The sequence below is a fragment of the Synechocystis sp. PCC 7509 genome (assembly GCF_000332075.2).
Classification (GTDB): domain Bacteria; phylum Cyanobacteriota; class Cyanobacteriia; order Cyanobacteriales; family Chroococcidiopsidaceae; genus Aliterella.
Map to the genome: position 1 here is coordinate 1,452,978 of NZ_ALVU02000001.1, position 15,628 is coordinate 1,468,605.

Annotated in this window: 11 protein-coding genes; 3 read left to right on the forward strand and 8 right to left on the reverse strand. The window is 40.3% G+C overall.

All coding sequences use genetic code 11. The annotated features are described in order from the left end of the window. Window positions 1–158 precede the first annotated feature (158 nt). Together SYN7509_RS0207400 and SYN7509_RS0207405 are read right to left on the reverse strand one after the other, a co-directional pair. Window positions 159–1,967, reverse strand: a complete 1,809-nt coding sequence (locus SYN7509_RS0207400) for a M61 family metallopeptidase (RefSeq protein WP_009632091.1) — start codon at window positions 1,965–1,967, stop codon at window positions 159–161. Window positions 1,968–2,055: 88 nt separating this feature from the next. Beyond that, on the reverse strand, window positions 2,056–3,189 hold the full coding sequence (locus SYN7509_RS0207405) for a HetZ-related protein 2 (RefSeq protein ID WP_009632092.1): 1,134 nt from the start codon (window positions 3,187–3,189) through the stop codon (window positions 2,056–2,058). 712 nt (window positions 3,190–3,901) lie between these two features. Between SYN7509_RS0207405 and SYN7509_RS25360 the strand changes: the two genes are divergently transcribed. Further along, window positions 3,902–5,635, forward strand: coding sequence for a putative bifunctional diguanylate cyclase/phosphodiesterase (locus tag SYN7509_RS25360; RefSeq protein ID WP_009632093.1), 1,734 nt, complete (start codon window positions 3,902–3,904; stop codon window positions 5,633–5,635). Between the two features lie 8 nt (window positions 5,636–5,643). Here SYN7509_RS25360 and SYN7509_RS0207415 read toward each other — a convergent pair whose 3' ends face one another. Together SYN7509_RS0207415 and acs are read right to left on the reverse strand one after the other, a co-directional pair. Next, window positions 5,644–6,330, reverse strand: coding sequence for a tetratricopeptide repeat protein (locus tag SYN7509_RS0207415; protein ID WP_009632094.1), 687 nt, complete (start codon window positions 6,328–6,330; stop codon window positions 5,644–5,646). 157 nt (window positions 6,331–6,487) lie between these two features. Then, window positions 6,488–8,458, reverse strand: coding sequence for an acetate--CoA ligase (gene acs / locus SYN7509_RS0207420; RefSeq protein WP_009632095.1), 1,971 nt, complete (start codon window positions 8,456–8,458; stop codon window positions 6,488–6,490). Window positions 8,459–8,613: 155 nt separating this feature from the next. Between acs and SYN7509_RS0207425 the strand changes: the two genes are divergently transcribed. Both SYN7509_RS0207425 and SYN7509_RS0207430 read left to right on the forward strand, forming a co-directional pair. After that, entirely contained in the window at window positions 8,614–9,849 is a 1,236-nt protein-coding gene (locus tag SYN7509_RS0207425; RefSeq protein WP_009632096.1) for an FtsX-like permease family protein, read from the forward strand. 186 nt (window positions 9,850–10,035) lie between these two features. Beyond that, entirely contained in the window at window positions 10,036–10,785 is a 750-nt protein-coding gene (locus SYN7509_RS0207430; RefSeq protein WP_009632097.1) for an ABC transporter ATP-binding protein, read from the forward strand. On the opposite strand, the gene SYN7509_RS0207435 is transcribed toward SYN7509_RS0207430, so the two are convergent. The 4 genes from SYN7509_RS0207435 to SYN7509_RS0207450 form a co-directional block, all read right to left on the reverse strand. After that, window positions 10,775–11,731: an NAD-dependent epimerase/dehydratase family protein gene (locus SYN7509_RS0207435; protein WP_009632098.1), complete on the reverse strand. Its 957-nt coding sequence runs from the start codon at window positions 11,729–11,731 to the stop codon at window positions 10,775–10,777. The genes SYN7509_RS0207430 and SYN7509_RS0207435 overlap by 11 nt on opposite strands. Beyond that, window positions 11,728–12,861, reverse strand: a complete 1,134-nt coding sequence (locus SYN7509_RS0207440) for a GNAT family N-acetyltransferase (protein ID WP_009632099.1) — start codon at window positions 12,859–12,861, stop codon at window positions 11,728–11,730. The genes SYN7509_RS0207435 and SYN7509_RS0207440 overlap by 4 nt, the downstream gene beginning before the upstream one ends. Window positions 12,862–13,002: 141 nt before the next feature. Further along, the gene (locus SYN7509_RS0207445; RefSeq protein WP_009632100.1) at window positions 13,003–14,283 is read right to left on the reverse strand and encodes an aminotransferase class I/II-fold pyridoxal phosphate-dependent enzyme; all 1,281 of its coding nucleotides are present in this window, start codon (window positions 14,281–14,283) and stop codon (window positions 13,003–13,005) included. A 186-nt stretch (window positions 14,284–14,469) separates the two neighbouring features. Further along, window positions 14,470–15,564: an aromatic ring-hydroxylating dioxygenase subunit alpha gene (locus SYN7509_RS0207450; protein ID WP_227501482.1), complete on the reverse strand. Its 1,095-nt coding sequence runs from the start codon at window positions 15,562–15,564 to the stop codon at window positions 14,470–14,472. Window positions 15,565–15,628: the final 64 nt, after the last annotated feature.

Genomic DNA, 15,628 nt, shown 5'->3' on the forward strand with positions numbered 1-15,628 from the left:
CAAAAGGGGGTTTTCTTTGGGTACGGCAGTTTTTAGGCAATAGACTTAGTTACGGGTGTTGTACGCTAGTCCTTTAATTTTTGGGTGTTGCTGAAAGTGTGATGATTTCCCAAAACGGTAACTCTCCTATCTCACCCTTTTTCATACCGTATTACCCATTACCCATTACCCATTACCCATTTCTGTAAGTCTTCACCTAAATAATTAGCAAAATTCTGTTGCTGTTTCTCGGTAGGGTTACTAACGGGTTTTACCCCGTAACTACTCGGACGTGGCTCTCCTAAAGTTACTTGGTATTGACGCAATTGTTCTTGATGAAATACTGTAACTTCTATGCTGTCTCCCCCTTGATAATCTTGCAAGAATTCGCTCATTGTGCTTGCTGTTACTCTAATTCCATCTATTGCTAATAACTCATCTCCCGGATCGATTCCCGCTTTCTGCGCTGGTGTACCCGATTCTACAAATTTAACTACTTCTCTCCCCTGCTCAGAATTTACTTTTATTCCTAAATGCGGCACTAGGTCTTTGTCTTCCCCTACTACCTGCAAACCAAAGGGCTCTAAATATTGATTAAACGGCAACTCCTCTGTGCCATCAATATATTTGGCAAAAAAGTCTGTTAAATCTATCTCTGCAACCGCTTCTATTACTTCCTGCAACTGCTGAGGCGTAAACCCTATTTCCTCAATCCCAAATTGTTGCCACATTTTTAGCATCACGTCATCTAGGGATTTGAGATTGTTATGTTTTGCTCGAATCAATAAGTCTAGCAACAGTGACACCATCTCCCCTTTTAAATAGTAAGAAATTTGCGCGTTATTACTGTTGGCTTCGGGTCTATACAACTTAATCCAAGCATCTAAGCTTGATTCGCTTACTGGCTGCACCCATCGCCCCGGTGTTAACTCGTAACGAGTAATTTCTTTACCCAAATTCTGTAAAAAAGTTTTAACGTTATAAATTCCCGCCTTTAATGGGATTGTTAAGTCGTAATAGCTTGTCGTCCCTTCACTAAACCACAAGGACGATGTGTAGTTTTCGCCGTCGTAATCAAATACTTCTAAGGCTTTGGGGCGAATGCGCTTGACATTCCACAAGTGAAAAAACTCGTGGGCTACCAGTTGCATAAAACGATTGTATTTGTCTGGGGCGCGAAATCCAAAACGAGGATAGTTTAAGGAGCAAGCATATTTATGTTCTAATCCGCCGTTGCCTTGGGTGGATAAATGCAGCAAAAATATATAGTGATCGTAAGGCAATCCACCAAATATTTTAGCCTCTACTTCAATTATTTTCTGGGTGTCAGCAATTACTTTCTCTGGAGCAATATTACTCTTTCCCCCCCAAATAGCCAATTGGTGAGCTTTTCCTAATACTTCAAATTCATAAACTTCCTGAGTCCCAATTTCAAAGGGGCTATCTACTAAGGTGTCAAAATCTGCGGCGATAAATTTATTAGTTTGTCCTGTAACTTCTGGTAGTGGCGTGGTAACTTGCCAATTGTCTTGCGGTAAAGCGACTTCAATTTGCATTGGTTGTGCTTCTAATCCAGGAATTCTAAAAAATATCGCCGCACCGTTAAAATAACCGTGCGTTGCATCTAAATGATTTGTGCGTACTGATAGCTCATTGGCAAAAACTCGGTAACTAATCTCAATAGTTTGGTTATCTAAGTTAGAAGTTTCAATTTGCCAGTGATTTTTAGCGATTTTGTGCCAAACTAACTTATTTTCACCCGATTTTGCGCCAAAATCTTGAACGTGTTTGGCATACTCCCTCACTAAGTACGAGCCTGGTGTCCATACAGGTAGTTTTAAATTTAATACAGGCAATAGGTAACCTTGCACTGACAACACTACCTCAAATAAATGTGATTCAGGTTGAGGCATGGCGACGCGATAAGTAATTATTGGTGCGTTTTCGCACCGAAGCTGACTAAATTGAGTTAAGGTGGCTTGAGTCATAATCAAGTAATAATTTGGTTATTTTCTCCATCCTAAATACTCCGCCATTATATTCGTGGCGACCAGAGCGAGAAAATATCAGTTTTGCTTAACTTTGACTACGCATAGCTTGAGCCGCTAAATAGATTTTTCCCCATTCACTAATAACTTGGTGGGCTTTGAGTTTTAGCTCTAGGGCGATCGCATCTATATCTTGACCTACTTTTTTAAACTCAATCAACTGGCGCTGATTTGGACTTAAATCTGCCCATAATTTTGCCCACTGCTGGGGTAATAACCCAAAGTTGTTTTCCTCCAGTGAAGTCTCTAACCACTCGTCAACTATTGGTGAGTTACTTTTTATTGCAAAAACCTGGACGGCGTGATAACTGACTTTTTCGCGCAATCTATAAACTTTTTTGATATCTAAATTTATTGCTGTGGCGATTTCTTCGGGGGATTTTCCTTGTAAATATAACTCCAACCATTGGGCTGCATCTTTCCCCAGTTTTTCGGTTAAGTAGTCGGAAAATTCTTGCTGAACGCGGCTACGAGCGGCTTGTTGTTGTTCTATTACTCGATTGTTTTCATACTCGGCGATCGCTTGATTATCTAATAAATTAACAGGGTTATCATTTTCCTCTGTTAGCACTTCGTCTGATACTAACCTAACTAAATCTTTCACTGGAACGTTAGTTAGTCCCCCTCTTTGGCTTCGTCGCAAATAATTGACAAATCTATAAGCTAGTAAAGGTTGATTGCGTACCGGGCGCAAACAGTATTCTTCCGTCGCTGCAAATAGTAAAGCATTTTGCAGTCGTCGCTCTTTAGTAAACTGGGCAATCCAAGTCATTTGCTGCTGCATATAACGATCACTTTGCAGTAATTCTTGTAATACTTCTTGCAGTACATCGGCTACCGCTCGATGGCGATCTCGGCTTAACGCTACCCCGGTACTAATCTTACTGCGCAGCAATACCACGCTTCCCAGTCTTTTAATTAAATTACTGTAAGCTCTTTCTGGTGCTATACCCAGATAACGCTCTTTTAAAATTCGGTAGCGATAGGCGATCGCACTGGTGGCAATTTCTAGCTGATGAGTTTCTAAGCTTTCAAATCGCTCTACATCTATTCCCAACAGCCAGCTAAGAATACTCTCCCTTGTCGTGCGGCTTTGTTCAGCACACTCTATTTCTAACTGTGATCGCCATTGCTGCTCTATTTGTTGAGCTAACTTCCCCATGAGATTACTTTCCTCTGCGCCCTGCTTCTAAGGTTTTCCCATAACAAATATTATTTGCTGCACGTTTTCGCTAGGAGTTGACATAATATAACCATTTTGCCCTTTTGTAACCATTGATTGTTTTTTTATACTCTAATTACGATTTGTTATCAACTTCTAATTAGATATTTGTCTTAACAAAAACAACAAAAGCCCTGTTTTATAAAAAGATTTTAATTTATTTTGTAAATTTATTATAAAGTTTAAAATTGATTTAGCTAGTAGCATTGACGACTAACCAAATTGTAAATGTAATTTTTGGTTGGCACTAACATTTTTTTGAGCTTTGACCTTATGGGGGCGGCGCTCCTAGTCTATTTATGCCGATCGCTGAAATATGTTTCTATTTACAGCAAGTTGACTATTAAAAAATACTTTATCCACGTTGTACTTATAATTTTTTATTAACTTGTGCATCTATAAGGCAGTAATTATACTGAGAAATATATAAATTTTTAGTGATGATATTATTAGAAATATAAAGCAACTTTATTTTTTTGAGCGCACTATCTCCCGACACAGACAATTTATATTTACATTAAGTAATATTACAGTTGTTTCATCTTCATTAAACTCATAATATTTAAAAATACTTAAGTTTATTAACTTGACCATAAAACTACGGCAAAAGCACAAAAACAAACCAATATAATAGCTAGTAAGTAGTATAAATATGTCGAAACTCCTCGCAATATCTCAAACTAATTTATATTTATATTCAGTATTGTCAAAGTTTCCTTATGTCAATAGTTACAAGGGCAAAATCATGTTAATTGCCTTTTTAGGTACTCACGTACCATTACTATCGATACTAATTTATTTTATAGTTTCTGCATCCTTTACTATAGATGTAAAAATGCGGATAATTGCGATCGCATTAGTAGCAACTTTAATCGGTACAGCCTTAACACTTTACGCTTTACATAACTTAGTTGCGCCAGTTACTTTAACATTTTTGGCGTTGCGTGATTATCTTAACAATCGTCAATTACCCAATCTACCTACTAATTTTACTGATGAAGCTGGTATTTTGATGGCAGATACTACTCACACTTTAAAAAAGTTAGACGAAATTATCGAACATATTGCTAGTTACGATGAACTAACTGGATTGCCCAATCGAGTTTTATTTCATGATAGGTTGCAACAAATTTTAGTACAAAATCAAAACAATCAATTATTTGCGGTAATTTCGTTAAGTTTAGATAAACTGAAAAATATTAATAATACTTTAGGACATGAAGTTGGCGATCTCATGCTTAGAAGTGTTGCTCAAAAACTGACTAACTGTATTTGCGACATGGATATATTGGCACGTCTTGATGGCAGTAAGTTCGCAATTATTCAAACTAATATTGATTCTGTAGATGAAGTAGTTAATTTAGCAGAAAAAATTATTTATGAGTTAGCAAAACCTGTACTAATAAATAATACAGAAGTTTTTAGTAGTGTCAGTATTGGTATTAGTAATTATCCTAGTGATCGCACCGGAATAGATAATTTATTAACTAACGCTGTGATGGCGATGGATAGAGCTAAACAACAAGGGCAAAACAAATATCAATTTTATTGCAGCGAATTAAATAAAAACTTACAAGAGCGATTGTTTTTGGAAAAAGAATTGCATAATGCAATTCAAAATAAAGAAATGTTTTTACAGTATCAACCACAAATTTGCCTTCACAGTGGAAAAATCATTGGTGTAGAAGCTTTGTTGCGCTGGATTAGTCCGATTCATGGGTTTGTTTCTCCGGCTAAATTTATTCCTATTGCTGAAGAAACGGGTTTAATTATTTCTATTGGTGAATGGGTACTACGTACTGCTTGTACGCAAAATCGTAGCTGGCAATTAGCCGGATTACCGCTAATTAAAATGGCAGTTAATATCTCGTCACGCCAATTTAAAGAACAAAACTTGGTAGAACTTACTAATCAAGTTTTACAAGAGACTGATTTAGAGGCTAATTATTTAGAATTAGAAATAACTGAAAGCTTGATTATAGAAAATGTCCAGCAAGCAATTAATACTATGAATCAATTGCACGATATGGGTATTACTTTATCACTAGATGATTTTGGTACAGGTTATTCATCGCTAAATTATTTGAAACGTTTACCGATTGACATACTCAAAATAGATCAGTCTTTTGTACGTGAATTAGTAGCTGATTCTGACGATGCAGCGATTGTCAAAGCAATTATTTCTTTAGCGCATAACTTAAAATTAAGTGTAATCGCCGAAGGTGTAGAAACTCAGGCACAGCTAGAATACTTGCAAAAAAATGGCTGTGATAAAATTCAAGGTTACTATATCAGCCGTCCGGTTTCGGCGGAAGCATTAGCCAAGCTATTGCAGCAAGAAAGCAATTTAACTTGTAACATTAATAACTTAGCGATCGCCGCTTAATAATTCAATTATTTTTTCGCAGACAGAATTTGCTCGGCGATCGCAATTTGGGATTGACTAAAAGCTGCTTTTTGGAGATGCTTCAGAAAAAAAGGGTTATTGTACCTTGGATCTAGATTTAAGGCTTGACGATAAGTAAGTTTAGCAGAAGTGAAGTCGCCTAAACTCCAGTAAGCGATCGCTTTAGCAACCAAGGAATGAGGATTATTAGGTTCAAGTTGCGCCGCCTTTGTAGCTGTAGAAACCGCCAAGCTATACAACTTCAATTGATGTAGAGACAGGCTTAAATTATAGTAAGCAATTTCATTATTGGGTTCTAACATCGCCGCCCAAGTATGAGTAACTACCGCCGCCGTAACATCACCATTAACTAAATAGACAATTCCCAAAGCATTGAGAGCAGGGACGTATTGTGGATCGTTGTAAACTACTGGTAAAAGAGACTCGGCGGCAGTTTTTTGGTGTCCAGCCAAGTGTTGAGTCCAACCTAATAGTACGCGCGCCGAAGCATTTTCTGGTTCAAGGTCAACAGATTTTTTAAAAGCTGCGATCGCCTGATCGTAACGTGCGTTAGCTCGGTAAGATAGACCGATAGAGCGGTATTCACTAGCAGAAGTCGCCGCAAAAACTGGTTTAAGTCCAAGCATTGCAACAGCACAAACAGGAATAAAAGCATATTTCCAGTAGTGGAACATAAAACTTGAATGCTCACATAAAGATTAGACTACAACACCCAGAACTAGGTATATTGCTGAAAACTTCCGAGCTTAAAGATAGACCCTTTTGCAGGGGGTTTGGGGGGCAGACCCCCCATATTTGGTTTTTCCTAAAATAAAGCTAGAACCAAAAAACTTATCCTTCCTCGCGCAGTTTATCGAGTACACCGCGATCTTCTAAAGTCGAAGTATCGCCCGTAATTTCTTGCCCAGAAGCTAGGTTTCGCAGCAAACGCCGCATAATTTTACCCGAACGAGTTTTGGGTAAAGAATCAGTAAAGCGAATCACTCCCGGACGAGCGATCGCGCCAATTTCTTTAACTACGTGCTGTTTTAGTTCTTTACTCAGTTCTTCGCTAGGGCTGTAAGTGCCTTCTAGAGTTACAAACGCCACTATATCCTCCCCTTTAATTTCATCGGGCTTACTAACTACCGCAGCCTCCGCTACGGCGGGATGAGACACCAAAGCCGATTCAACCTCCATCGTCCCTAGACGGTGTCCAGAGACGTTGATTACATCATCTACGCGCCCCATCACCCAAAAATAGCCATCTTCATCCCGTCTAGCGCCATCTCCAGCAAAATAAACATACTGCCCATTAACGGGGGGTATATGCTCCCAATAAGTGCGCCGGAAACGCTCCTCGTCGCCGTACACCGTCCGCATCATCCCCGGCCAGGGGTGACGGACAACTAAGTAACCGCCCTCGTTGTCGGCTACAGCATTGCCCTCTAAATCGACAATATCCGCGATGATTCCAGGAAAAGGACGAGTAGCAGATCCCGGTTTAGTAGCGATCGCACCAGGCAAAGGTGTAATCATAATCCCCCCGGTTTCTGTTTGCCACCAAGTATCGACAATCGGGCAATTACCACCGCCAATTACCCTTTGATACCACATCCAAGCTTCGGGGTTAATTGGCTCTCCTACCGTCCCTAATAGGCGCAAAGAAGATAAATTTCGAGCATTAGGCAACTGTTCGCCCATTTTGATAAAAGTTCTAATGGCTGTCGGTGCAGTATAAAAAACTGTAACGCCGTACTTTTCGATCACATCCCACATACAACCAGGATTTGAAGCACGGGGAGCGCCTTCGTACATCAACGTCGTAGCACCGTTGGAAAGTGGTCCGTAAACTATATAACTGTGTCCTGTAATCCAGCCTACATCGGCGGTACACCAGTAAACGTCTGTATCGTTCAGGTCAAAAATCCACTTGGTAGTAATGTGGCTGTACAGGTTATAACCGCCCGTTGTATGTACTACGCCTTTAGGCTTTCCCGTACTGCCAGAAGTGTAAAGTACAAATAGCATATCTTCGCTATCCATTGGCTCGGCGGGACAGTCGGCAGATACTTGTTTTTGCAATTCATGCCACCAAAAGTCTCTCTCTGGCTGCATTTCTACTTCTTGCTTAGTCCGTTGTACCACTAAAACATTTTTAACAGTGGGTGCAACATCATTAGCTAAAGCTTTGTCTACTTGCTCTTTGAGAGGAACGATCGCATCTTTACGCCAACCACCATCGGCGGTAATAACTACTTTAGCCTCTACATCAATTAACCTATCGCGCAAGGCTTCGGCGCTAAAACCCCCAAATACCACGCTATGAGTTGCGCCAATTCTGGCACAGGCGAGCATGGCGATCGCCGCTTCTGGGATCATGGGCATATATATCCCCACGCGATCGCCTTTAACTACTCCCAAATGCTTTAATACATTGGCAAACTGACAAACTTCAAGGTGCAACTGAGCGTAAGTTAATGTCCGCGAATCGCCGGGTTCTCCTTCCCAAATTAACGCCGCTTTATTTTTGCGCCAAGTTGTCAGGTGACGATCTAGGCAGTTGTAAGCAATATTGGTTTTACCACCTACAAACCATTTAGCAAAAGGTGGTTGCCAATCTAGCACAGTGTCCCATTTCTGAAACCAGTGTAATTCTTGCTCGGCAAGTTCTGCCCAAAACTTTTGCGGATCTTTTTGGGCGCGATCGCATAGTTGCTGATATTCTTCTAAGCTTTTGATTTGGGCATTTTGAGAAAATTCCGCCGTCGGGGGAAACAAGCGCTTTTCTTGCAGGATTGATTCAATAGTTGACTCAGACATAGCTTTTGCTGTAATCGGTTTTGCTCAAAAATATTGTGGACGCATATATGCACTAATTACTTTTGCGTTTCATTAAGTATCGGTGGATTCTGGCACGATATTTACGAGACTTGGCGTTTTTAACTTAGGATTATTGGTAGTCCGCAGTTGGTGATATGGTTTCCATTGCTCGTAAGCATCTGCTTGAGGATATTCCCCGCTTTCTTGTAGCTCAAGCTGGAATTATGTTTGCTGTGAGCTTGGTTACAATTCAAACGGGTATTTTTAATGGGTTTACTCGTTCTACCGTGCAATTAATGACCAATTCTTCGGCGGATATTTGGGTATCGTCGGAGAATTTAGTCCATCTAGAACTAACTTTACCAATTCCTTTAACTAATTTAAGTCTTTCTCGCCAGGTAAAAGGGGTAGAAAGCGCCGAAGCTTTGATTGTTAAAACTGGGGTATGGCGCAACAATAATGAGATTTCTTTGGCTAGAATAATTGGATTTGATCCTAACGGACAGTTGTTTATCCCGCAAAATATTACCCAAGGAAATGTTAATAAGCTTAAAACTCCCTACACGGCAATAATAGATGCTTCAAACTTAAAGGCTTTAAATCTTAGTAAAGTTAGCGATCGCGCTGAACTTAGCACCTTATCGATTGAATTAGTCGGCATAACTAGAGGAAATCGCTCGATTATATCCAATCCTTACATATTTACATCTTTAGAAAACGGTAATGCTTACGCAAATTCTGGGCAAACTACTAATCTATCTTGCCGATTGCCGTCAGATTCGGAAGAACTTAAATGTACTAATAGTTACATCAAACCCGATCCTAATACTACTGCACCTAAAAGCTTGACTTCGGCAGATACTATTACTTTTGTTTTGATTAGGGCAAAAAAAGGGGAAGATTTATTGGCATTAAAGCAAAGATTAGCAGCAGCTTTACCCGGTACTCGCGCCTATACTGCTACCGAATTAAAGCAAAAAACCCAAGCTTTTTGGCAGCAAAGAACAGGTATTGGTTTTATTTTAGGATTAGGTGCAGCAGTGGGAGTAATTGTTGGTGGAATTATTGTCGGACAAATTCTTTACTCCTCAGTAAGCGATCGCCTCAAAGAATTTGGAACTTTAAAAGCAATGGGTGCGTCCGATTTTACTATCTACAGTGTAATTCTCGAACAAGCTTTATGGATGGCAATTTTAGGCTATTTACCGAGTATGGCACTTTGCTGGGGAATCTCTGCTTGGACGCTGGCAAGTCAGGGAATCTTGATATTAATTACGCCCACTACGGCGATCGCTGTTTTGGGAATCACAATAGTTATGTGTGTTGGATCGGGTGTTTTTGCGATTCAAAAAGTTATGCGCCTCGATCCTGCATCGGTATTTAAGGCTTAATAGCTCAATCATCTACTTTCGGTTGCAACAAATATAAAGAATTACCTAGCTAAGTATGCCAGAAGCTATAAGTGTCCACACCTATTAGTTGTTAAGATCGGTAAAAGTAATAATATTTATAAACTATCCCATAGTGGCACATTCTTACTTAGCGCTTCAATATAACTTACAAAAAATAGCAAATACATGACTGCTGCTAAATATAATAATTATAAAAATATTCCCTCTCCAATTGAAGCATTAGGCATAGAGTTAGTTGCTAATCAAAATATAGCGATCGCTGCCCAAGGGGTAGAGATGGAATTTAAGTCGCAAAAACGATGCTTTCAAATATTGAAAGATATAGATTTAGCAATTCCTCAAGGTAATATTCAGTTATTAATGGGCCCGTCGGGTTCTGGGAAAACTACCTTGTTATCTATTTTGGCTGGGTTAATGACACCAACTAGAGGGAAAGTTAGCTTGCTCGGCGAAGATATTACAAAAATGTCTCGCCAAAAACTAACAAAATTTAGACAACAAAATATTGGATTTATTTTTCAAAACTTTAACTTATTTCCGGCATTAACTGCTAGTGAAAATGTTGAAGTGGCGCTAAATATTAAAGGTATAAGAAAAAATGCCAAATACCAAGCACATTTGCTATTAGAACAAGTAGGTTTAGAAAACCAGTCAGAGCAAAAACCCTGTGACTTATCTGGGGGACAAAAACAAAGAGTAGCGATCGCTCGTGCTTTAGCAGGTTCTCCCCAATTAATTATGGCAGACGAACCGACGGCGGCGTTGGATTCAAAAAGCGGACACGCGGTAATTACATTATTGCGTTCTTTGGCTAAAGAGCAAGGTTGTACGGTATTGATGGTGACACACGATCCACGTATTGTGGACGTAGCCGATAGCGTTACTTATTTAGAAGATGGGGCGCTCAAAGAGTAACTAATTCTTTTAAAGTGTCGGTTACAGAGCGGGGTTGCCAACCTAGCTTAGTACGGGCTTTAGTGGCATCTACTCTCACGCAGCGATCGTATATATAATGTACTCGTTCCCGGCTTAAAGGTGGTTGAAACTTAAACAATCGCCCTAGAGGATCTAACAAGTTTCCCGCCAACCTAACTAACCATTTAGGCGCTTCGCGGGGTGCGGAAATGCCTGTAAAATTTGCCATAGTTGCAAACATTTCCTTCGTTGTTAAGTCTCCGGCGGAAATAATATATTTTTCGCCATTTATTCCCTTTTTGGCGGCTAGAATCATTGCAGTGGCTAAGTCGTCAACGTGAACAATTCCTGTAACACGACTTCCTCCCGCCCACAATTTCAGCCGTTTTTTGATGAATTGCTGCAATATCGGGCGAAAATGCGGATCGTCTGCGCCAAATATTCCTGAAGGTAAAACGCTTACTACTGGCAATCCTTGGGATGCAAAAATATCAATTAATTCTTGCGCTTGGTACTTTGTGCGATCGTAAGCTGAAGAAAAGCCTTGTTGCTGGCGTTTAAAGGTTTCGTCGATGGTTTGCCCTTGAGTGTCGCCAAATACGCCGATGGTACTACAATAAACCATTTTGCTAATACCGCAAGCTTTCGCAACTTCCAATACGGCGCGAGTTCCTTCTACATTTACCCGCTCCATTTCCTTTTCGTCAACTATTCCTAGTTCTACATAGGCGGCGGTATGAAAAACTACATCAACTCCCGTCATTGCTTGCTGTAACGCGGAAGTATCGGTAATGTCTCCATAAACTAACTCAACGTTGCAATTAGCTAAACGATCCAAATTGCTTGATTTTCTCACTAAACCAACAACGCGATCGCCCTTTTCTACTAAAACTTTTACTAAGTGAGAACCTGTAAACCCATTCGCCCCAGTAACTAACGCCTTCATAGAGCTTTTTCGTAAATGCGATAGGTTTTATAAATTTTCGCTCCACAAGCTTCAATTAGTTTGCGAGAGGGATAATTATCTTCGTATACCCAAGAAAGTTCGCAATCTTTATAAGGTTTCCCTTCCTTAAGTACGCCTTGCATTCCTAGATAGATTAAAGCTGCGGCTACCATTTTGCGGCGATATTCTGGTAAAGCGCAAACTAAAGCTACTCGCCCGCGATTTATTTGCCGACGATACCACATAAATTTCAAAGTTCCTAGCCAATCTAGCTTGCCGTTTAGATGTTTTAGCACCATATTGTAATCGGGCAAGCCTACAAAACAGCCGATCATTTTACCTTCATACTCCGCAATCGGGAAAGCGTCGGCATCTACCAGAGTTTGTAAAGATTTTGCCTCATCTAAAAATTCTTCCTCAGTGCGTGGAGTATAACTCCAATTATTGGCATAAGCTTTGTTTAACAAGTTGTACAGGTTGCGGCAATCTTCTTCAAAAGCTGCGCCTTTGGTTCTAATTAGGCGAAAATTAACCCCAGATTTGCAAGCAATTCTATGAGCTTTGGTAAATTCTTCTGGTAATCCTGCACCTATGGGTAATTCGTAAGCATAAGCGTCTTTTGCCTTATTCCAGCCATCAAGCTGCATAAATTCTGGATAATAAGCTGGGTTGTAAGGCATCAAAATCATTGGTGGCGAATCAAAACCATCGACTAAAAACAAACAATTGTTATGAGTAGATAAATCAATGGGTCCTCTAATAACTTGCATACCTTGCTCTTGCAGCCATTTTCGAGCAGATTCTAGTAAAGCTTGGGCGATCGCAAATTCTTGTATACACTCAAAATAGCCAAATAATCCCACCTTCAAGCCTTCGCGTTCAATTAAACGGTGATTGACGGCGGCGACGATTCTCCCCAAAGGCTCGTTGCTAGGAGATACTGCTATAAACTGTTGTAGCTTGCCATATTGAAAAAATGAATTTTCTGGAGCAAATTGTTTTTCTACACTGCTGCGGATTGGTTGAACCCAGTGAGGATCGTTCTTATACACTCTACTTGGGACATCCAAAAATATTTTACTGTCGGCGTTCGTTGTTACCGCCCGAATCTGAAAGTTTTGATTAGTCACAAAATAAATTTAATTAGTTAGCTGTTAGGGCGTTGCATATTCAATGGATAAAAATCATCGACTGTAATCTTTGCGGATATGTAGAGACGTTGCACTGCAACGTCTCTACACAATCGATACTTACCAATTACCAATTCCCCATTAAGCACTAATTGTTGGTTTGTACAATAAGTCTCTAGTTGCTACCATTCCGGCAACTAATCGATCCATTTCCTGCTGAGTATGAAGGGCATTAACGGTAATGCGGATGCGAGGCTTGGCTATAAACCAAATGGGAGACACCCAAATACCGTGTTTTTGCATCATTTGCCTACCAAACATTTTGGGATTGATTTCTGGCGGTAAAATTACGGGAATGACGTTAGTTTCGCCAATAGGTGTAAAACCACGCTCAATTAAACGCGATCGCAAGTATTGAGTATTTGCTTGCAATTGTTGCACTAATTGGGGCGATTTCCGCACTTGACGAACACTCTCTAAAGCTGCTCCGGCTAAGGGTGGCGATAATGAAATTGTGCCGATAGATGTTGGCGACACGTTTAATAACGGAATTAATTCGCTGACGTGAGTGCTAATTGCTGCCCCTGCGGAAGCCGCAAACTTCGAGAAGGTGGTCATAATTAGGGGAATAACGCCCCTTTCGATGGCATGACTTGGTAACATCTCAAAATGCTCGTATATGCCCCTTCCTGTTGCTCCTATCGAGCCGCTTGCGTGTGCTTCGTCCATTAATAGGACGCTACCAGGATAGTTTTGCATAACGTTTATCATTTCAGGTAGCGGGGCAATATCGCCATCCATTGAAAATACAGCATCGGAAACTACCATAATGCGATCGCCTGGACGCACATAACGCCGCAATTTTCGCGCCAAATCTTCCGTGTCGCAATGACGATAAGCTTTAACTCTAACGTTAGGACTATGCCCAAACACCTTTCCTGAGCGAGTTCCAGCGTTGACAACCGCCGAAACAATACAGCCATGATTTAGTACATCGGTCAAAATCAAAGTTTCTCGCGTGTGGGTAAATCCTGGTACGGGAATTGCCAAATGACAAAAGGCATCCATCAACGCTTGCATTGCCATCCAAGCATTAAGGAATAATTGGGTATGAGGCAAATGTTTAAAATCAGAAATTTCTGCTTCTAGCTGTCTATGTAAGTCAATTCGACCGCTCAAAACCGAGCAAGAGCTATTAGACGTGCCATACTGAATAATTGCGTCAATTGCCGCTTGCTTTACAGCTTCTTCTTGAACTAGCCCTAAGACATCATTGGTGCAGAAAGTGAGAACAGTTTGCCGATTTCCGGTGGCTGCTTCTTCAATTTCTACTAAGTTTCCTTGCTTTTGATGACATATATACTCATCAGGATCGAGTCCACTTTCATACCAGCGTTGAACATACTCTTTGATAACTTGCACTAATTTACTCCCCTCACCTTTTACCAAATAGCCGATTGTCTGTGGCTCAACAGTATATTCTCGCTGGCTTTTTATTTGCTATGTAAGTCTTAGCAAAAGCTCTATTAGAGAATTTATGATACTGTTTATTAAGAAATTTATCTAGTAGAGACATTTTAATGGAATGTCTTTACAGAAATTTATCTTTCATCTTACTTGACTAGATTTTTGTAAAAATTGTTCGTACTGTCGCACAATTAATCGTTGAATAGCAATGATTGCCGGGTTTATTTCTACATAACGGCGATCGCGGTTGGCTAAATAAGTCCGTTGTTCGCTTTCAATCATTTCAATGTCTTGAGCTAAAAATTTCTTTAATACTAAACCCCTCAGCAGCTTTTGCAACAATGGCTGTAACGGTTTTAAAATTGACTGCGGTAGACGAACTTTAAAGAAAAACAAAGCAAAAGACCTACTTTCTGTAGCGCTTACGGGCAATCTAAATAAGTACAGGCTAGAAACTCCTTCCAAAGAAGTGTAGTAATTCGGGTAATGATACTGAACTGCTACAGGTAAAGTTGTGACTTGGTTAGCGGTTTGGCTTAAGCCCAAAAATTTAGCCATCCAGCCGCGATAGGAAACCTGGTAATCGGCACATACGGCGGTTTCTGTCTCCCGCAAGTTTATTAGCACCGGATCGAACCAACCTTGTAATTTTTGGTGGAGAAATCCGTGAAATACATCCATAGTATTTTCATTACAGATGGAAAAATGTGCCTGAAAACGAGCCGAGAGAGGAACTACTAACCACTCTTTTTGAGTAAGTTCAGGGATATTGGGTAAATCGCTAGTATTTGCCAAAGCTGGATCTCCAGGAAAAATCCAGATTAAGTTATACTTTTCCTCTACTGGATAGTTGCGGGCTTGGGCGCGGGGTAGCTTCTGGGTTTTAGGTAAGTAGGGAATATTTACACAATCACCATCACCGTTAAATTCCCATCCATGATAGCCACAGGCAAGATTACAACCCGTTACTTTACCGCGATGGAGTTGCACTCCTTTATGAGGGCAAGCGTCTTCTAGGGCGTGGATTTGACCGTTTTGGTCACGGTAAATTGCGATCGCCCTTGACCAAATAACCACAGGCATAATTTCCCCAATTTTTAGCTCGTCTGCCCATCCGACAGCGTACCAATAATTAGGATTTATACCTACTTCGCGGACAGTATTTTGGACTACTTGGCTAGTTAAAGTTGCGGCTAGTTGCTTCATTCGTACTTTTGGTAACAACTTCTGTGACAAAATTTAGCGTTATTGTTTTTTCCAGTCAAAAATAGATCGTTAAGCCAGTAAGATTTTTGGGCGC